Raw genomic sequence first — 18,330 nt, forward strand, 5'->3', positions numbered from 1 at the left:
CGGCATACAGGAGGTTGTCCGAATGGCCGCATTCAAACCGCGTCGACCCCGCAGCAGTGGACCGCTGCCGCGGCCGTTTCGTCGCAACAAGCCGCCGGTGGTCACGGAGTCGCCGGTCGCCGACAGCCGGCGCGCGCAGCGTCAGCAGTTCCTCAGAAAACGCGGCATCTACCTGCTGCCGAACGCATTCACCACGGCCGCGCTGTTCTGCGGCTTCTTCGCCGTCGTGCAGGCGATGAACGTGCGCTTCGAGATCGCGGCGATCGCGATCTTCGTCGCGATGGTGCTCGATGGCATGGACGGTCGCGTCGCGCGCATGACGCATACGCAAAGCGCGTTCGGCGAGCAGTTCGACAGCCTGTCGGACATGGTGTCGTTCGGTGTTGCGCCCGCGCTCGTGATGTACGAGTGGATCCTGAAGGACCTCGGCCGGTGGGGCTGGCTCGCGGCGTTCGTCTATTGTTCCGGCGCGGCGCTACGGCTCGCGCGTTTCAACACGAATATCGGCGTGGTCGACAAGCGTTTTTTCCAGGGCATGCCGAGCCCGGCCGCGGCGGCACTGATCGCCGGTTTCGTGTGGCTCGCCACCGACAACCGCGTGCCGCTGAAGCTCGTCTGGCTGCCGTGGGTCGCGTTCGTGCTGACCATCTACGCGGGCGTGACGATGGTGTCGAACGCGCCGTTCTATAGCGGCAAGGCGCTCGACGTACGGCATCGCGTGCCGTTCGGCGTGATCCTGCTGGTGGTGGTCGCCTTCGTGCTCGTGTCGTCCGATCCGCCGTTGATGCTGTTCGGTCTGTTCGTGCTGTACGGTCTGTCCGGCTACGTGTTCTGGGCGTATCAGGCGGTGCGCGGCCGGGCCAATCCGGCGCGGTCGATGTCGCACGACCGTTGAGGATTTGAACCGCGCTGCATCGCAGCGGCGTACGAAAAACGGCAGCCTGCAGGCTGCCGTTTTTCGTTGGTTGGTGCCGTTACGCGGTCGCTTCGGACAGCGCCGCAGACCGCCCCGGCGCGCATTGCGCGGTGGCTGGAATGCCGCTATAGTCGTCGGATCAGTGCGTGGGCGTGGCCGATTTTGCCGGGTCGGCGAGGCCGTTCGCTGCGCCGCGCCATCATGCTTCGTTCACGCCCTTATGCGTTTTTGCGTTCCGTCCGCACCGGCCGCGATCATCGTGATCGCCCTACCTTGCCAGCGGCGGCGCTCATCGTCCCATTCCAAAACCAAGTCTCACATCTGAACGACTCCCGAGGAGGCCCGACATGTCCGACAAACTGATCATTTTCGACACCACGCTGCGTGACGGCGAGCAATCGCCCGGCGCGTCGATGACGAAGGAAGAGAAGATCCGCATCGCGAGGCAACTCGAACGGATGAAAGTCGACGTGATCGAAGCGGGCTTCGCGGCCAGCTCGAACGGCGACTTCGACGCGATCCATACGATCGCCGGCCTCGTGAAGGACAGCACGATCTGCTCGCTTGCGCGCGCGAACGACAAGGACATACAGAAGGCCGCCGACGCACTGAAGCCGGCCGATCATTTCCGCATCCACACGTTCATCGCAACGTCGCCACTGCACATGGAGAAGAAGCTGCGGATGACGCCCGAGCAGGTATTCGAGCAGGCCAGGCTTGCGGTGCGTTTCGCGCGCAAGTTCACCGACGACGTCGAATTCTCGCCGGAAGACGGCAGCCGCTCGGATTTGGACTTCCTGTGCCGTGTGCTGGAAGCGGTGATCGCCGAAGGCGCGACCACGATCAACATCGCGGACACCGTCGGCTACGGCGTGCCGGAACTCTATGGCCAACTCGTGAAGACGCTGCGCGAGCGCATTCCCAACTCGCACAAGGCGGTGTTCTCTGTGCATTGCCACAATGACCTCGGCATGGCGGTCGCGAATTCGCTCGCCGGCGTGCAGATTGGCGGCGCGCGTCAGGTCGAATGCACGATCAACGGGCTCGGCGAGCGCGCGGGCAATACGTCGCTCGAAGAAATCGTAATGGCGGTGAAGACCCGCAAGGATTACTTCGGACTCGACGTCGGCCTCGACACGACTCAGATCGTGCCGGCCTCGAAGCTCGTGTCGCAGATCACTGGCTTCGTCGTGCAGCCGAACAAGGCCGTGGTCGGCGCGAACGCTTTCGCGCATGCGTCGGGCATCCATCAGGATGGCGTGCTGAAGGCGCGCGATACCTACGAAATCATGCGCGCGGAAGACGTGGGTTGGGCCGCGAACAAGATCGTGCTCGGCAAGCTGTCGGGCCGCAATGCGTTCAAACAGCGTCTGCAGGAGCTTGGCATCGCGCTCGACAGCGAAGCCGAACTGAACACCGCGTTCGCGCGCTTCAAGGAACTCGCCGATCGCAAGGCGGAGATCTTCGACGAAGACATCATCGCCATCGTCAACGAGGAATCGGCGGAAGCGCACGAGAAGGAGCACTACAAGTTTCTGTCGATGTCGCAGCATTCCGAAACCGGCGAGCAGCCGCACGCGAAGGTCGTGTTCTCGGTAGAGGGTAAAGAGATCACCGGCGAAGCGCGCGGCAACGGACCGGTCGACGCCACCCTCAACGCGATCGAAACGGAAGTGGGCAGCGGCTCCGAACTGCTGCTGTACTCGGTCAACGCGATCACGACCGGCACGCAGGCGCAGGGCGAAGTGACCGTGCGGTTGTCGAAGAGCGGGCGCATCGTCAACGGCACGGGCACTGATCCGGATATCGTCGCGGCATCCGCGAAGGCATATTTTTCGGCGCTCAACAAGCTGTATTCGAATGCGGACAAGGTGAATCCGCAGCGCTCGGAGTAACGCGAGCATGGCGCGCCGGTAGCGCGCGATCGCTTGCGTGGATCGGAGGAGAAGCCCCGTGGTGTTCGGCACACGGGGCTTTTTTCTGCCGTCATCGCGCAGCTGCGGCGGCGCGATATGACGAAACTACTCCGCCGTCGTGCGCCGCAGCGACCAGCCGCGCGTTGCGCGGGCCTGCTCGCGGACTTGAAATCTGACGTCGACGGTAATCCCACGGCGAGGCGCATCGGCGACGAACGCGTCCAGCAGTTCGCGCACGTCGTGGTCGACGAAATCGGCGCGTGTCGCATCGACGATAACGGTGGCGCCATCCGGAATCTGCTGCAGATAGTGCTTGAGCGGCACTTTACCGAGAAACGACACGTCCTTGCGAAACGACAGCAGGTAGTGATCGCCATGCTGCGCGAGCACGATCGGGCCGCGCAGGTTTGCGTACAGCGCGAACAGCATGCTGCACAGGATGCCGAGCACGATACCGATCAGCAGATCGGTGACGAGCACACCGACGACTGTGACGATAAATGGTGCGAACGGCGCGAATCCCTGCCGCGCGAGCCCGGCGAACAACGACGGCTTGGCGAGTTTGAACCCGGTGAAGATCAGGATCGCGGCAAGGCAGGCGAGCGGGATCAGGTTGATCACGCTCGTGAGCGCGAACACGCTGACGAGAAGCAACACGCCGTGAACGATCGCCGAGAGTCGGCTTTTTGCGCCGGCATGGACGTTCGCGGAGCTACGCACGATCACCGCGGTGATCGGCAGGCCGCCGATCGCACCCGCGATCAGATTGCCCACGCCCTGCGCCTTCAGCTCGCGATCGGGAGGCGCGCGGCGGCGCTCCGGATCGATCTGTTCGACCGCTTCGAGGCTCAGTAGCGTTTCGAGACTTGCGAGGATGGCGATCGTGATCGCAACGCGCCATATGTCGGGATTGACGAGCTGGGCGAACCGTGGGCCGAAGTCGGCCGACGCGAGCACGGCCTGCAGTGCCGCGAACGATTCCAGCGAAGGCAACGTGACCCGCCCTTCGGCGGGCGGTGCCAACGATGGCGCGACGAGATTGAGGGCGAGCGTCGCGCCGATGCCGAGCAGCACCACCGCGAGCGGCGCGGGCATGATGCGCACGACAGCGAAGCGGCGCAGCGCGCGCGTTTCCCAGCCGGCGAGGATCGCGAGCGACAGCAGTGTGATCAGCACGGCGGTCAGTGAGATTGGGCCGAGCGGCGTTGCGACCGCCGCCGCGGCCGCCGACTGGCCGGAGTCGGCGGTGCCGGACAGCCCCAGCGCAACGGGAAACTGCTTGAGGATCAACAGCACGCCGATGGCCGCGAGCATCCCCTTGATCACCGGCGACGGCACGTAGGCGGCGAACCGGCCGGCCTTGAGCATGCCGAAGCCGAACTGGATGACGCCCGACAGCAGTACGGCCAGCAGGAAAGCGGAAAAGCCGCCAAGCCGTGCGATGCCGTCGACGACGATCACGACGAGGCCCGCGGCCGGCCCGCTCACGCTCAGACGCGAGCCGCTCAGCGCGGCAACCACGAGCCCGCCAATGATGCCGGACACCAGTCCGGCAAACGGGTCGACGCCCGATGCGTGAGCAATGCCGAGGCAAAGCGGCAGGGCCACCAGAAAAACGGCCGTTCCGGCGAGCACGTCGCTCTGGAGCGCGGAGAAAGAGGTTTGATTATCCATGGTGTCGAAGAGCGAGAGGTGGGACGATGGGCGACGAACAGGTATGGCCCGATGACGATTCCGCTGTCGGCTCCGTCCGCGGTTCGAATGGGACGGGCGACGCGCTTCGCTAGGCCGCGCTGTGCGCCGCGGTCGTGCAGGTCATCGCGTCGTCGGCGGTATAGCCGGAGGTGAGAACCTTGATGCGCCCGTCGTCGAGCGCAAAGATCCAGCCGTGCACGAGCGGCGCCGGCTCAGCCTCGTGCACGATCGGGCTCGCCCGTAGCTGCCGCACCTGTTCGAGCACGTTCAGCTCGGCGAGGCGATTGACGCGATCCGGCTCGGTCGCCGCGCCGTCCAGCTCCGAGTGATGCGTTTTGGCGAGTGCGCAGAGCGGCGCGATACGGCGGTTCACATGGGGCAGCGCGGGGTCCGGCGGCAGCAGCGCGGCGCGCACGCCGCCGCAGCCATAGTGGCCGCAGACGATCACATGGCCGACCTTGAGCACCCGCACCGCGTATTCAAGGACGCTCGCGACGTTGTCGTCGCCGGGATGAAACAGGTTGGCGATGTTGCGATGGACGAACAGATCGCCGGGCTCGCAATGCGTGATCGTTTCGGCGGGCACGCGGCTGTCCGCGCAGCCGATCCAAAGAATGTGTGGATTCTGTCCGCGCATCAGGTCGCGAAAAAATGCCGGATTACGCGTCGCGGTTTCATGGGCCCACGCGACGTTGGCGACCAGCAGGTGTTTGGGTCGGTTCATCGTAGCAACTCCGTATGAGAGGCAATTGACCTGGCACCGGACCGAAACCGCGTCTGCACGTGATTGCGAGCCGGCGCCCGAACGGCGTTTACAATAACCTTTCTTTCGCAAAATTGTGGACGCAAACAGGATAAAATTCTGTTTTATGCTTAAACAATAAAAAAGCCGCCTATAGAAGGCGGCTTTTTTGAGATTTGGTGCTTCTTCCGAAGAGGGTGCTCAGTGCTCAGAACAGGTTGCGGCGGTCGGGGTCGTGCAGCGGGTCGGGGGTCTTCTGCGTGAGGCGCAAGATGCCCTGGTCATCGAAGTAGAAGTTGTACATCATGTACCAGACGTTGTCTTCGAGATAGCGATAGGTCCAGACTTCGCGCCTCATCAGCGGGAAGTACGACGTTTCGACCGGGCGGCCGAAGTTCACCAGCACGTCGCCGCGTGTCCATTTGCCGATCTCGGCGCGGTAGAACTCGTTGGGCTGCAGCACTTGGCGCATGTTGACGATCTTGCCGGCTGCGTTGATGTCGGCGGCGGTGGTGGTTTCGCCCATCGGTTGGGTCGGCCACATGAGACGCTTGCCACCGTCGGGCAGATCATAGGTTTCGCGCGGCGGACCGAGACGCGCGATGACCGTCGATGCGTCCGCTCCCGGTTGATACTGCTGCCACGGCTGGGCGCAGCCGGCGAGCGCGAGCACGCTCAGGCAAACGAGCGCGGCGCGGCGCAGACTGGCGCCGGCCGGGGCTGTGATAGCAGCGGCCGTGGGGTGGTGGCGGTTCGGCATGTATTCCTCCGATGGCGTTTGAATAGCGGTTCTTATCATCGAAACATACTATTTTGACACGCGCTGTGGCGAAAGAACGGCGTTGCTTGAACGTGCGTCGCCACCAAACGGTAACGGATGCGCCGGCTTGCCTATTCCGTGCGCGTCATCCTATGATCCGCGCTTCGAAGATTCAGGCGGGACGACCATGACGGCGATGTGGCGAGGGGCGGCGGCGATTGCGCTGACGGCGATTTCGATGGCGGTGGCGGGAGTTGGCGTGGCTGAGGCGGCGAATCCGGCCTCGACGGGCGCGAGTCAGGCGTCCGCGCAGGGGACCGTTCCGCCCACCGGCAAGCCGGGGAGCCGCGCGGCCACGCTGGCGGCAAGCCCGGCCGGTAATCACGCAAGCAAGTCCGCCAGCCTGCCGGCCGGCAAACTCACCGGCACGCCAATCCAGCTCGCGCTGATCGAAGGCATGTCCGGCCCGTTCGCGAACGCGGGCGCGGCAGTCGAGCGCAATCTGCGTTTCGGTGTCGAGCAGGTCAACGAGCACGGCGGCGTGGAGCTCGCGGACGGCGCGCATCCGTTCGAACTCGTCGTGCTCGACAGCAAGGGCAGCACGGAGGAAGCGCTGACGCAATTGCGCGCGGCCGCGGATCGCCATATCGGCTACATCCTGCAGGGCAATAGCTCGGCGGTCGCCGCGGCGCTGATCGGCGCGATCGAGAAGCAGAACAGCCGCGAGCCGGACAACCGCGAACTGTTCCTCAACTACTCCGCCGACGACCCCGCGCTCACCAACGCGGACTGCAGCTTCTGGCACTTCCGCTTCGACGCGCACGCCGGCATGCGGATGGCCGCGCTCGCCGAGGTGATCGAGCGCGACAAGGCGGTGAAAAAGGTGTACCTGCTGAACCAGGATTACAGCTTCGGACACGACGTGAGCAGCCTCGCGCGTTCGACGCTCGCGGCGAAGCGTCCCGACATCGCGGTGGTCGGCGACGAATTTCACCCGATCGGCCGCGTGAAGGATTTCGCGCCGTACATCGCGAAGATCCGCGCGAGCGGCGCGGACGCCGTGATCACCGGCAACTGGGGCAACGACCTGACGCTGCTCGTGAAGGCGGCGCGCGAGCAGGGCCTCGACACGAAGTTCTACACGTTCTACGGCAACAGCCTCGGCGCGCCGGCCGCGCTTGGCGACGCAGGCGTGGGTCACGTGATCGCGGTGGCCGAGTGGCATCCGAATGTCGGTGGCGCGGCCTCCGACGCGTGGTACGCGGCGTTCCGCGCGCGCTTTCCGGCCGCCCAGGACGACTATCCGGTGCTGCGCATGCCACTGATGATCGAAACGCTCGCCGCCGCGATGAGCCGCGCCGGCAGCGCCGCTCCGACGGCGGTCGCGAAAGCGCTAGAGGGCATCCGCTTCGACAACGGTATTCACGCATCGTGGATGCGCGCCGATGACCATCAACTGATCCAGCCCCTCTACGTGATGCAGATGGACAAAGCCGGCACACCCGGCGTGCATTTCGATAACGAAGGGTCGGGCTATGGCTTCCGCACGGTGCTGGCGATACCAGCCGAGCGCACACTATTGCCGACGGTCTGCCGGATGCGGCGCCCCTGAGCGCCCCTGGGCGCCCGCGAGCGACACTCAATCCGCCTTGCTGGCCCGGGGTTCGCGGCCGGAATCGGCTGTGCTACAATACGCGTCCCGTTGTTGGGCTGGGTTCTGATTCAGTTAATTCAGCCACGAACGGGACTCAGTAAATTGTGAAACGGGTATCCCACGGCACGGCCTTTCTTCCGTGACCGCCTGTCCAGTTATCAAGGAAATTGACATGTCCGCAGTTGATGCAAGCAAGAAGTCCAAAGTCGTCGCGCAATTCGCACGCGCGGCCAACGACACCGGCTCCCCCGAAGTTCAGGTCGCGCTGCTCACGACCCGTATCAACGAACTGACCTCCCACTTCAAGGAGCACACGAAGGATCACCACAGCCGCCGCGGTCTGCTGCGCATGGTGAGCCGCCGTCGCAAGTTGCTCGACTACCTGAAGGGTAAGGACGCGGATCGTTACCGCAGCCTGATCGAGAAGCTGGGTCTGCGTAAGTAATCGGCCAGTCGTTCAGCAAGATGCCTGTGTCAGTTTCGCTGATACAGGCATTTTGTTTTTGCGCGGCGCGCTTCGTGTAACGCGCACCGCCTGTGATCCGCGGCGTATGCCGGTTCGCGCGGCGTCTACGGGCAAGCGTAGTAGGAGCAGCAGAACAGCAGTAGAAGAAGAAGCAGCAGTAACAGGAAACAAGGCCGGGCTTCAGGGCGGAGTTTTGTGTCATTCCAGCGGTTCGCGCGCAGTCGCAGCACGTGGCTCTCTGGAATGGCATAGCACGACTCTTCCCATGCGGCGCCGGCCTGGCGTTGCCGCGCCGCTCCGGTCCGCGCGGCATTACGATGAGGAAAAGCAATGACTATGTTCAATAAGATCGTCAAAGAGTTTAAGTGGGGGCAGCACAACGTTCGCCTCGAAACCGGTGAAATCGCTCGCCAGGCGGGCGGCGCGGTGATCGTCGACGTCGAAGATACCGTGGTGCTCGCCACCGTGGTCGGCGCGAAGACCGCGAAGCCGGGCCAGGACTTCTTCCCCCTCACCGTCGATTACATCGAAAAGACCTACGCCGCCGGCAAGATCCCGGGTGGCTTCTTCCGTCGCGAAGGCCGTCCGTCGGAAGGCGAGACGCTGATCTCGCGCCTGATCGACCGTCCGCTGCGTCCGCTCTTCCCGGAAGGCTTCTACAACGAAGTGCAGGTCGTGATTCACGTGCTGTCGCTGAATCCGGAAATCCCCGCCGACATCCCTGCGCTGATCGGCGCCTCGGCGGCGCTCGCGGTGTCCGGTCTGCCGTTCAACGGCCCGGTCGGCGCGGCGCGCGTGGCCTACATCAACAACGAATACGTGCTGAACCCGACGCGTCCGCAGATGAAGGAATCGGCGCTCGACCTCGTCGTCGCCGGCACGGAACGCGCGGTGCTGATGGTCGAATCGGAAGCGCAGCAATTGAGCGAAGAAGTGATGCTCGGCGCCGTCGTGTTCGGTCACGAGCAGATGCAGACCGCGATCGACGCGATCCACGAACTGGTCCGCGAAGGCGGCAAGCCCGAGTGGGACTGGCAGCCGGCCGCGAAGAACGAAGCGCTGATCGCACGCGTGACCGAACTCGCGCAAGCCGATTTGCTCGCCGCGTACCAGATCCGCGACAAGCAGGCTCGCTCGACCAAGCTGAAGGAAGTCTACGCGGCGACCTCGGCGAAGCTCGAGGAAGAAGCGGCGGCAGCGGGCACCGTGGCGGCCGACAAGGCGTCGGTCGGTAACGTGCTGTTCGACATCGAAGCGAAGATCGTCCGTACGCAGATCCTGAACGGCGAGCCGCGTATCGACGGCCGCGACACGCGCACCGTGCGCCCGATCGAAATCCGCACCGGCGTGCTGCCGCGTACCCACGGCTCGGCGCTGTTCACGCGCGGCGAGACGCAGGCGATGGTGGTCGCGACGCTCGGCACGAAGGGCGACGAGCAAAACATCGACGCGCTCGAAGGCGAGTACCGCGAACGCTTCATGCTCCACTACAACATGCCTCCGTTCGCGACGGGCGAAACGGGCCGCGTCGGTTCGCCGAAGCGCCGTGAAATCGGTCACGGCCGTCTCGCCAAGCGCGCGCTCGTCGCGTGCCTGCCGAGCGCCGACGAGTTCGGCTACTCGATCCGCGTCGTGTCGGAAATCACCGAGTCGAACGGATCGTCGTCGATGGCTTCGGTGTGCGGCGGCTGCCTCGCGCTGATGGACGCCGGCGTGCCGATGAAGGCGCACGTCGCCGGTATCGCGATGGGCCTGATCCTCGAAGGTAATCGCTTCGCGGTGTTGACCGACATTCTCGGCGACGAAGATCACCTCGGCGACATGGACTTCAAGGTAGCGGGTACGGAACAAGGCGTGACCGCGCTGCAGATGGACATCAAGATTCAGGGCATCACGAAGGAAATCATGCAGGTCGCGCTCGCGCAGGCGAAGGAAGGCCGCATGCACATCCTCGGCAAGATGACCTCGGCCGTGGCTGGCGCGAACACCCAACTGTCGGAGTTCGCACCGCGCATGATCACGATCAAGATCAATCCGGAAAAGATTCGCGACGTGATCGGCAAGGGCGGCTCGGTGATCCGCGCGCTCACCGAAGAAACCGGCACGACGATCGACATTTCGGATGACGGCGTCGTCACGATCGCGAGCACGAACAGCGAAGGCATGGCCGAAGCGAAGCGTCGTATCGAAGCGATCACGATGGAAGTCGAAGTGGGCCAGGTGTACGAAGGCACCGTGCTCAAGCTGCTCGACTTCGGCGCGATCGTGAATATCCTGCCGGGTAAGGATGGTCTGCTGCATATCTCCGAGATCGCGAACGAGCGCATCAAGGACATCAACGACTATCTGAAGGATGGCCAGCAAGTGAAGGTCAAGGTCATCCAGACGGACGAGAAGGGTCGTGTGCGTCTGTCGGCGAAGGCATTGCTGAACGACGCGCCGCAAGGCGAGCCGACGCCGCAGTAAGGCGGTAGCGGACAAACGGCCGGCCGTGTCATGCGCGCCGGCCGTTTTTCATGCAGGATGGATTGCGTCGCGCATTCGAATCGCAGCGCGGCGCTACGGCAGACGGCAGCAACGGGTAGGTAACGCAATCCAATCTTGGAGTTGACGCAGATGAAAGCGATCGAAATCACTGAATTCGGTGCGCCGGAAGTCCTCAAGCTGGCGGAGCGTCCGACGCCGCAGCTCAAGGCTGGCGAGGTGCTGATCAAGGTGGCGGCATCCGGCATCAATCGTCCGGACGTGTTTCAGCGCAAGGGCGGCTATGCGCCGCCGCCGGGAGCGTCGGATCTGCCGGGGCTGGAGGTGGCGGGCGAGATCGTCGGCGGCACGATCGACGCGAAGAACAACCCGTTCGGTCTGAAGATCGGCGATCGCGTGTGCGCGCTGCTCGCGGGCGGCGGCTACGCGGAATTTGCGGCCGCGCCGCTGCTGCAATGCCTGCCGGTGCCGGCGGGATTGTCGGATATCGAAGCGGCTTCGCTGCCCGAGACTTTTTTCACGGTGTGGAGCAACGTCTTCAATCGGGCGCAGCTCGGCCAGGGCGAGGGCGGTGCGAATGAAACGCTGCTCGTGCAGGGTGGTTCGAGCGGCATCGGCGTGACGGCGATCCAGATTGCGCACGCGCTCGGCTTCCGTGTGTTCGCGACCGCGGGCTCGGACGAAAAGTGCCGCGCGTGCGAAGCGCTCGGCGCCGAACGCGCGATCAACTACAGGACTGAAGATTTCGTCGAAGTCATCAAGTCGCTGACCAACGATCGTGGCGTCGACGTGATCCTCGACATGGTGGCGGGCAGCTACGTGCCGCGCGAATTGTCGGCTCTCGCCGACGGTGGCCGTATCGTACTAATTGCGCTGCTCGGCGGCGCGAAGGCGGAGCTGAACCTGAACGAAGTGTTGCGCCGCCGTCTGACGGTTACCGGTTCCACACTGCGACCACGGCCGATCGAGTTCAAGGCGCAGATCGCCGCGCAACTGAAGGAGCGCGTATGGCCGCATCTCGAAGCTGGGCGCATCAAGCCGGTCGTGCATCGCGTGTTTCCGGCCGCCCAGGCTGCCGACGCGCATGCGCTGATGGAAAGCGGCACGCACGTCGGCAAGATCGTGTTGACGTGGGGTCAGGAGGCTTGACGTCATCGGTTTGACCCGATCCACCCCACGCAGTAAAATTGCATGTTTTGCGCGCGCCGGATCAATCCGACGGGCGGGCCGCGAGCGCGGGAACAAACTGCAGCGAGGCGCGAGCGAAGTCCGCCGGCAGCAGGCCGGACTGGCAAGACAGGACAATACGAGACGATGTCGAATCAACAACGAGCCAAACTGGTAGTCGGTAACTGGAAGATGCATGGGCGGCTCGCCGCAAACGCCGCGTTGCTGCAGGCAGTGGCACACGGCGCCAGTGAATTGCCGGCCGACGTGCGCGTCGGTGTGTGCGTGCCGAGCCTCTATCTCGGACAGACTCAGTCGCTGCTCGAAGGCAGCCCGGTCGTGTGGGGCGTGCAGGACGTGTCCGCGTTCACGCATGGCGCCTATACCGGCGAAGTGGCTGCGCCGATGGTGACGGACTTCGGCGCCACGTTTGCGATCGTCGGGCACTCGGAGCGCCGCGCGTATCACCGCGAAAGCGCCGAACTGGTCGCGGTGAAAGCGCAGCGTGTGCTCGAGGCGGGTTTGACGCCGATCGTGTGCGTCGGCGAAACGCTCGAAGAACGCGAAGCGGGTCGCACCGAGCAGGTCGTCGGCGGTCAGCTCGACGAGGTGCTCGCGAAGCTGTCGGCTCAGGAAGCGGCTCGCCTCGTCGTCGCGTATGAGCCGGTGTGGGCAATTGGCACCGGCAAGAGCGCATCGGCGGCACAGGCGCAGGCCGTGCATGGGTTCCTGCGCGCACGTCTTGCGGCCAAGGGTGCGGCGGACGTGCCGTTGCTATACGGCGGCAGCGTTAAGCCGGACAACGCGGAAGAACTGTTCCGTCAGCTCGATATCGACGGCGGCCTGATCGGCGGCGCGTCGTTGAAGGATCAGGATTTCCTGGCGATCTGCAAGGCGGCCGCTGCGACCAGCGTGGCTGGTTAAGCCGGGCGTCTCGGCGAGGATGACTCCATTTCGCGCAACACACAGTGTGCGGCGCGGTTAAATAAAGACTCAGGTGAGTGTGATGCTGTATTTGAAAACATTGATTATCGTCGTTCAGTTGTTGTCGGCGTTCGGGGTCATCGGACTTGTGTTGCTGCAGCACGGCAAAGGTGCCGATATGGGCGCGGCTTTCGGCAGCGGCGCGTCGGGCAGCCTGTTCGGTGCGACGGGTTCGGCGAACTTCCTGTCGCGTACCACGGCAGTGCTCGCAGCGCTGTTCTTTGCCACGACGCTGGCACTCACTTACCTTGGTGCGTATCACGTGAAGCCGTCGGCAGGCGTGCTGGGCGCGGCAGCTACTGCGCCGGTCGCGGCTTCGGCGCCGGCTGCGGGCTCGGCCCCGGTGGGGGCAACGCCGGCTTCGCCTGCGTCGGTTCCGGCGACGGGCGTGCCGAAATAAATTTTCGGCGGACGTGGTCTTGTGCGTTGAACAATCTGCTTAAGCAAGTTACAATTCAAGTCTTGAAGCGATTCGCGGGTTTTGCAAGTTGTTTTCCCGGATTGCATATAGTGCCGACGTGGTGAAATTGGTAGACACGCTATCTTGAGGGGGTAGTGGCGAAAGCTGTGCGAGTTCGAGTCTCGCCGTCGGCACCAAATGTTATCTAAATGCCAGCCGTTTGCTTCGCTTCGGCTGGCATTTTCACTTCTGGCGTATCGCTGTACGGCTTACGTCATGCGCGTTGAGGAAGTGATTTCGCGTCAGGGGTGCTATGCTCCTGACGGCACTGAGAACCAACCGATTGAGGATTGTCTTGAACCTCGCAGCCTATTTCCCCGTTTTGCTGTTCCTTATTGTGGGCACCGGTTTAGGCGTAGCACTGGTCAGTATTGGCAAGCTCCTCGGTCCCAACAAGCCCGACACCGAGAAAAACGCACCGTACGAGTGCGGCTTCGAAGCATTCGAAGATGCGCGCATGAAATTCGACGTGCGCTACTACCTCGTCGCCATTCTCTTCATCATTTTCGACCTTGAGACCGCATTCCTGTTCCCGTGGGGCGTGGCGTTGCGTGACATCGGCTGGGCTGGGTTCACGGCAATGATGATTTTCCTGCTCGAGTTCCTGCTTGGCTTTGCCTACATCTGGAAGAAGGGCGGCCTCGACTGGGAATGATGGATTAATCGCCGGTTTGCGTGGGTGGCCAGGCTTGCCGCCCCGTCTGGAGTGGAAAGCAAATGAGTATCGAAGGGGTCTTGAAGGAAGGGTTTGTCACCACTACGGCGGACAAACTGATCAATTGGACGCGCACCGGCTCGCTGTGGCCGATGACGTTTGGTCTTGCGTGCTGCGCGGTCGAGATGATGCATGCGGGCGCTGCCCGTTATGATCTCGATCGTTTCGGCGTGGTGTTTCGTCCGAGTCCGCGTCAGTCGGACGTGATGATCGTCGCCGGCACGCTGTGCAACAAGATGGCGCCCGCTCTGCGCAAGGTTTACGATCAGATGGCGGAGCCGCGGTGGGTGATCTCGATGGGCTCATGCGCGAACGGCGGTGGCTATTACCACTACTCGTACTCGGTGGTGCGCGGCTGCGACCGGATCGTCCCGGTCGACGTGTACGTGCCGGGTTGTCCGCCCACGGCGGAAGCGCTGGTATACGGCGTGATCCAGCTGCAAGCCAAGATTCGCCGCACTAACACCATCGCCCGTCAATAAGGCCAACGCCTCTCCACAATATGGCAAGCAAACTCGAGACCCTGAAAGCGAACCTCGAGGCGGCCTTTGGCGGCCTCCTGTTGAGCGTGACCGAGTCGGTCGGTGAATTGACGATCGTCGTCAAGGCCGGCGACTACCTCAACGTGGCAAAGCGTCTGCGCGACGATCGCTCGCTCGGTTTCGAGCAGTGTGTCGACCTGTGCGGCGTCGATTATCAGACCTATGCCGAAGGCGCTTACGACGGCCCGCGTTTTGCGGCGGTGCTGCATCTGCTGTCGGTACAAAACAACTGGCGTCTGCGGCTGCGCGTGTTCGCGCCGGACGACGACATGCCGATCCTGCCGTCCGTCGTCGATATCTGGAATTCGGTCAACTGGTACGAGCGCGAAGCGTTCGACCTGTACGGCATCGTCTTCGAAGGTCACCCGGACCTGCGCCGCATTCTGACCGACTACGGTTTCATCGGTCATCCGTTCCGCAAGGATTTCCCGGTCTCCGGCTACGTCGAGATGCGTTACGACCCGGAAGAGAAGCGCGTCGTTTATCAGCCGGTGACGATCGAGCCGCGGGAAATCACGCCGCGCGTGATCCGCGAGGATCGCTATGGCGGTCTGAAACACTAAGAGAACGTCATGGCAGAGATCAAGAACTACACGCTCAACTTTGGTCCGCAGCACCCGGCAGCGCACGGTGTGTTGCGTCTCGTGCTCGAACTCGACGGCGAAGTGATCCAACGCGCCGATCCGCACATCGGTCTGCTGCATCGCGCGACTGAAAAGCTCGCCGAAAGCAAGACGTTCATCCAGTCGGTGCCGTACATGGACCGTCTCGACTACGTGTCGATGATGGCCAACGAGCACGGCTACGTGCTCGCCATTGAAAAGCTGCTCGGCATCGACGTGCCGCTGCGCGCGCAATACATTCGTGTGCTGTTCGACGAAGTCACGCGCGTGTTGAATCACCTGATGTGGATTGGCTCGCACGCGCTCGACGTCGGTGCGATGGCGGTGTTCCTGTATGCGTTCCGCGAGCGCGAAGACCTGATGGACGTGTACGAGGCGGTGTCGGGCGCGCGCATGCACGCGGCCTACTATCGCCCGGGCGGCGTCTATCGCGATCTGCCTGACGCAATGCCGCAATACAAGGCGTCGAAGATTCGCAATGCGAAGGCGTTGTCGAAGATGAACGAAAACCGTCAGGGTTCGCTGCTCGACTTCATCGACGACTTCTTTACGCGCTTCCCGAAGTGCGTCGACGAATACGAAACGCTGCTCACCGACAACCGGATCTGGAAGCAGCGTCTGGTTGGTATCGGCGTGGTCAGCCCGGAGCGCGCGCTGCAGCTCGGCATGACCGGCGCGATGCTGCGTGGCTCGGGCATCGAGTGGGATCTGCGCAAGAAGCAGCCGTATGAGGTTTATGACAAGCTCGACTTCGACATTCCGGTCGGCGTGAATGGCGACTGCTATGACCGCTATCTGGTGCGCGTCGAAGAAATGCGCCAGTCCACGCGTATCGCGAAACAGTGCATTGAGTGGCTGCGCAAAAATCCGGGCCCGGTGATGACGGACAATCACAAGGTTGCGCCGCCGTCGCGCGTCGGCATGAAGTCGAACATGGAAGATCTGATCCACCACTTCAAGCTGTTCACCGAAGGCTTCCATGTGCCCGAAGGCGAGGCGTATGCCGCAGTCGAACATCCGAAGGGCGAGTTCGGCATCTATCTGATCTCGGACGGCGCCAACAAGCCGTATCGTTTGAAGATCCGCGCCCCGGGCTATGCGCACCTGTCCGCGCTCGACGAAATGGCGCGCGGCCACATGATCGCCGACGCCGTGACGATCATCGGCACGCAGGACATCGTGTTCGGCGAAGTGGATCGCTAGGACGTATTCATCGACGCGCGTCTGCGGTCGTCGCACCGCCACGCGGGTCAAGCAAAGGAACGCCGGGTCTGTCGCAGTATGACGTGAGCGACAGGTTTTCGTTCGGTAGGAATTGAAAGAGTCGTGTCTGAAAATGATCTCAGCTGAAGGCCTGAAAGAAATCGATCGTGCGGTCGCAAAGTACCCCGCGGATCAGAAACAGTCCGCCGTGATGTCGGCGTTGGCCATTGCTCAAACGGAGCATGGCTGGCTGTCGCCGGAACTCATGCAGTTCGTCGCGGATTATCTCGGCATGCCGGCAATCGCCGTGCAGGAGGTAGCGACCTTCTACACGATGTATGAGACCTCGCCGGTCGGCAAGTTCAAGATCACGCTCTGTACGAACCTGCCGTGCCAGCTCGGCCCGGACGGCGGTTCCGAAAGCGCCGCTGAATACCTGAAGCAGAAGCTCGGCATCGACTTCGGTGAAACCACGCCCGATGGCAAATTCACGCTGAAAGAGGGTGAGTGCATGGGTTCGTGCGGCGACGCACCGGTGATGTTGGTGAACAACCAACGCATGTGCAGCTTCATGAGCCGCGAGAAGATCGACCAGCTGCTCGAGGAACTTTCGAAATGACGGCTTTACACGATCGTCACATCAAACCGCTGATTCTCGCCGGACTGAACGGCGACAACTGGCATCTCGAAGACTATGTGGCTCGCGGCGGTTACGCCCAGCTGCGCCGCATCCTGGAAGAAAAGATCGCGCCCGAGCAGGTGATCGCCGACGTCAAGGCGTCGGGTCTGCGCGGCCGCGGCGGCGCGGGCTTCCCGACCGGTCTGAAGTGGAGCTTCATGCCGCGTCAGTTCCCGGGCCAGAAGTACCTCGTCTGTAATTCGGACGAGGGCGAGCCGGGCACGTTCAAGGACCGCGACATTCTGCGCTTCAATCCGCATTCGCTGATCGAAGGTATGGCGATCGGCGCGTACGCGATGGGCATCACGGTCGGCTACAACTATATTCACGGCGAAATCTGGGAAGTCTATAAGCGCTTCGAAGAAGCGTTGGAAGAAGCTCGCCGCGCCGGGTTCCTCGGCGACAACATCATGGGCTCTGGCTTTTCGTTTGAGCTGCATGCGCATCACGGTTACGGTGCGTACATCTGTGGCGAAGAAACCGCGCTGCTCGAATCGATCGAGGGCAAGAAGGGGCAGCCGCGCTTCAAGCCGCCGTTCCCGGCGAGCTTTGGCGTGTACGGCAAGCCGACCACGATCAACAACACCGAAACGTTCGCGGCGGTGCCGTTCCTGCTCGCCATCGGCCCGCAGAATTACCTTGAAATCGGCAAGCCGAACAACGGCGGCACGAAGATTTTCTCGGTGTCGGGCGACGTCGAGCGTCCGGGCAATTACGAAATTCCGCTCGGCACGCCGTTCGCGACGCTGATGGAACTCGCCGGCGGCATGCGCGGCGGCAAGAAGATCAAGGCTGTGATTCCCGGTGGTTCGTCGGCGCCGGTGATTCCGGGCGAGATGATGATGCAGACCGACATGGATTACGACTCGATCGCGAAGGCCGGCTCGATGCTCGGCTCGGGCGCAGTGATCGTGATGGACGAGACGCGCTGCATGGTGCGCTCGCTGCTGCGCCTGTCGTACTTCTATTACGAAGAGTCGTGCGGTCAATGCACGCCTTGCCGTGAAGGCACGGGCTGGCTGTATCGCGTCGTGCATCGTATCGAGCATGGTCTCGGCCGCCAGGAAGATCTGGATCTGCTGAACTCCGTCGCGGAAAACATCATGGGCCGCACGATCTGCGCGCTCGGCGACGCGGCCGCGATGCCGGTTCGGGGCATGCTCAAGCACTACTGGGACGAATTCGAATATCACGTCGCCCACAAGCATTGCCTCGTCGGCGGCCATGCCGGCACGGCGGCGCACGAAACAGTGGCTGCCTGACGGTGGCCGCCTGAGTCGGCCCGCCAGGTTCGGCTGACGGATAACTACCAGACGAACACCTC

17 protein-coding genes and 1 tRNA gene are annotated in these 18,330 nt (G+C 63.0%); 15 read left to right on the plus strand and 3 right to left on the minus strand.

Annotated features, from left to right (window positions below):
- The first annotated feature begins 22 nt into the window (after window positions 1-22).
- Entirely contained in the window at window positions 23-895 is an 873-nt protein-coding gene (gene pssA / locus HDG37_RS08060; RefSeq protein WP_018420002.1) for a CDP-diacylglycerol--serine O-phosphatidyltransferase, read from the plus strand.
- Between the two features lie 368 nt (window positions 896-1,263).
- Complete coding sequence (locus HDG37_RS08065; protein WP_018420003.1) at window positions 1,264-2,811, plus strand: 2-isopropylmalate synthase; 1,548 nt, start codon at window positions 1,264-1,266, stop codon at window positions 2,809-2,811.
- Between the two features lie 126 nt (window positions 2,812-2,937).
- Here HDG37_RS08065 and HDG37_RS08070 read toward each other — a convergent pair whose 3' ends face one another.
- The 3 genes from HDG37_RS08070 to HDG37_RS08080 form a co-directional block, all read right to left on the minus strand.
- Window positions 2,938-4,506, minus strand: coding sequence for a SulP family inorganic anion transporter (locus HDG37_RS08070; protein ID WP_184045902.1), 1,569 nt, complete (start codon window positions 4,504-4,506; stop codon window positions 2,938-2,940).
- Between the two features lie 109 nt (window positions 4,507-4,615).
- Window positions 4,616-5,251, minus strand: a complete 636-nt coding sequence (locus tag HDG37_RS08075) for a carbonic anhydrase (RefSeq protein WP_018420005.1) — start codon at window positions 5,249-5,251, stop codon at window positions 4,616-4,618.
- 226 nt (window positions 5,252-5,477) lie between these two features.
- Entirely contained in the window at window positions 5,478-6,029 is a 552-nt protein-coding gene (locus HDG37_RS08080; protein WP_184045904.1) for a hypothetical protein, read from the minus strand.
- A gap of 187 nt (window positions 6,030-6,216) precedes the next feature.
- On the opposite strand from HDG37_RS08080, the gene HDG37_RS08085 reads away from it, so the two are divergent.
- From HDG37_RS08085 to nuoF, 13 genes are all read left to right on the plus strand, one after another.
- Window positions 6,217-7,641 carry a branched-chain amino acid ABC transporter substrate-binding protein gene (locus tag HDG37_RS08085; protein ID WP_184045906.1) on the plus strand — a complete coding sequence of 475 codons (1,425 nt, stop codon included), beginning with the start codon at window positions 6,217-6,219 and terminating at the stop codon, window positions 7,639-7,641.
- Between the two features lie 214 nt (window positions 7,642-7,855).
- Window positions 7,856-8,128, plus strand: a complete 273-nt coding sequence (rpsO, locus tag HDG37_RS08090; RefSeq protein WP_184045908.1) for a 30S ribosomal protein S15 — start codon at window positions 7,856-7,858, stop codon at window positions 8,126-8,128.
- Between the two features lie 351 nt (window positions 8,129-8,479).
- A complete protein-coding gene (pnp, locus tag HDG37_RS08095; RefSeq protein ID WP_176078899.1) occupies window positions 8,480-10,615 on the plus strand; it encodes a polyribonucleotide nucleotidyltransferase in 2,136 nt (711 codons plus the stop codon).
- A gap of 150 nt (window positions 10,616-10,765) precedes the next feature.
- The gene (locus tag HDG37_RS08100) at window positions 10,766-11,782 is read left to right on the plus strand and encodes an NAD(P)H-quinone oxidoreductase (protein WP_184045910.1); all 1,017 of its coding nucleotides are present in this window, start codon (window positions 10,766-10,768) and stop codon (window positions 11,780-11,782) included.
- Between the two features lie 165 nt (window positions 11,783-11,947).
- A complete protein-coding gene (tpiA, locus tag HDG37_RS08105; RefSeq protein WP_184045912.1) occupies window positions 11,948-12,724 on the plus strand; it encodes a triose-phosphate isomerase in 777 nt (258 codons plus the stop codon).
- A gap of 82 nt (window positions 12,725-12,806) precedes the next feature.
- Entirely contained in the window at window positions 12,807-13,184 is a 378-nt protein-coding gene (gene secG, locus HDG37_RS08110) for a preprotein translocase subunit SecG (protein ID WP_184045914.1), read from the plus strand.
- A 112-nt stretch (window positions 13,185-13,296) separates the two neighbouring features.
- Window positions 13,297-13,381: transfer RNA gene (locus tag HDG37_RS08115), tRNA-Leu, on the plus strand.
- Between the two features lie 158 nt (window positions 13,382-13,539).
- On the plus strand, window positions 13,540-13,899 hold the full coding sequence (locus tag HDG37_RS08120) for an NADH-quinone oxidoreductase subunit A (RefSeq protein ID WP_018420012.1): 360 nt from the start codon (window positions 13,540-13,542) through the stop codon (window positions 13,897-13,899).
- Window positions 13,900-13,961: 62 nt separating this feature from the next.
- On the plus strand, window positions 13,962-14,441 hold the full coding sequence (locus HDG37_RS08125; RefSeq protein ID WP_006052903.1) for an NADH-quinone oxidoreductase subunit B family protein: 480 nt from the start codon (window positions 13,962-13,964) through the stop codon (window positions 14,439-14,441).
- A gap of 20 nt (window positions 14,442-14,461) precedes the next feature.
- Complete coding sequence (locus tag HDG37_RS08130; protein WP_090803764.1) at window positions 14,462-15,064, plus strand: NADH-quinone oxidoreductase subunit C; 603 nt, start codon at window positions 14,462-14,464, stop codon at window positions 15,062-15,064.
- 9 nt (window positions 15,065-15,073) lie between these two features.
- Complete coding sequence (locus HDG37_RS08135; protein ID WP_090803765.1) at window positions 15,074-16,327, plus strand: NADH-quinone oxidoreductase subunit D; 1,254 nt, start codon at window positions 15,074-15,076, stop codon at window positions 16,325-16,327.
- Between the two features lie 133 nt (window positions 16,328-16,460).
- Complete coding sequence (nuoE, locus tag HDG37_RS08140; protein WP_027197216.1) at window positions 16,461-16,946, plus strand: NADH-quinone oxidoreductase subunit NuoE; 486 nt, start codon at window positions 16,461-16,463, stop codon at window positions 16,944-16,946.
- Window positions 16,943-18,268, plus strand: a complete 1,326-nt coding sequence (gene nuoF, locus HDG37_RS08145; protein ID WP_184045916.1) for an NADH-quinone oxidoreductase subunit NuoF — start codon at window positions 16,943-16,945, stop codon at window positions 18,266-18,268. The genes nuoE and nuoF overlap by 4 nt, the downstream gene beginning before the upstream one ends.
- Window positions 18,269-18,330 lie beyond the last annotated feature (62 nt).

Origin of the sequence: Paraburkholderia sp. MM5384-R2, assembly GCF_014201025.1 — a bacterium.
GTDB lineage: Bacteria > Pseudomonadota > Gammaproteobacteria > Burkholderiales > Burkholderiaceae > Paraburkholderia > Paraburkholderia tuberum.

Excerpts from the sequence above, each read along its gene's own strand:
- secG (WP_184045914.1), top strand. The coding sequence starts at position 12,807 with ATGCTGTATTTGAAAACATTGATTATCGTCGTTCAGTTGTTGTCGGCG.
- tpiA (WP_184045912.1), top strand. The coding sequence starts at position 11,948 with ATGTCGAATCAACAACGAGCCAAACTGGTAGTCGGTAACTGGAAGATG.
- HDG37_RS08070 (WP_184045902.1), bottom strand. The coding sequence starts at position 4,506 with ATGGATAATCAAACCTCTTTCTCCGCGCTCCAGAGCGACGTGCTCGCC.
- nuoF (WP_184045916.1), top strand. The coding sequence starts at position 16,943 with ATGACGGCTTTACACGATCGTCACATCAAACCGCTGATTCTCGCCGGA.
- HDG37_RS08125 (WP_006052903.1), top strand. The coding sequence starts at position 13,962 with ATGAGTATCGAAGGGGTCTTGAAGGAAGGGTTTGTCACCACTACGGCG.
- pssA (WP_018420002.1), top strand. The coding sequence starts at position 23 with ATGGCCGCATTCAAACCGCGTCGACCCCGCAGCAGTGGACCGCTGCCG.
- HDG37_RS08135 (WP_090803765.1), top strand. The coding sequence starts at position 15,074 with ATGGCAGAGATCAAGAACTACACGCTCAACTTTGGTCCGCAGCACCCG.
- nuoE (WP_027197216.1), top strand. The coding sequence starts at position 16,461 with ATGATCTCAGCTGAAGGCCTGAAAGAAATCGATCGTGCGGTCGCAAAG.
- rpsO (WP_184045908.1), top strand. The coding sequence starts at position 7,856 with ATGTCCGCAGTTGATGCAAGCAAGAAGTCCAAAGTCGTCGCGCAATTC.
- HDG37_RS08085 (WP_184045906.1), top strand. The coding sequence starts at position 6,217 with ATGACGGCGATGTGGCGAGGGGCGGCGGCGATTGCGCTGACGGCGATT.
- HDG37_RS08080 (WP_184045904.1), bottom strand. The coding sequence starts at position 6,029 with ATGCCGAACCGCCACCACCCCACGGCCGCTGCTATCACAGCCCCGGCC.
- HDG37_RS08075 (WP_018420005.1), bottom strand. The coding sequence starts at position 5,251 with ATGAACCGACCCAAACACCTGCTGGTCGCCAACGTCGCGTGGGCCCAT.
- HDG37_RS08100 (WP_184045910.1), top strand. The coding sequence starts at position 10,766 with ATGAAAGCGATCGAAATCACTGAATTCGGTGCGCCGGAAGTCCTCAAG.
- HDG37_RS08065 (WP_018420003.1), top strand. The coding sequence starts at position 1,264 with ATGTCCGACAAACTGATCATTTTCGACACCACGCTGCGTGACGGCGAG.
- HDG37_RS08130 (WP_090803764.1), top strand. The coding sequence starts at position 14,462 with ATGGCAAGCAAACTCGAGACCCTGAAAGCGAACCTCGAGGCGGCCTTT.
- pnp (WP_176078899.1), top strand. The coding sequence starts at position 8,480 with ATGACTATGTTCAATAAGATCGTCAAAGAGTTTAAGTGGGGGCAGCAC.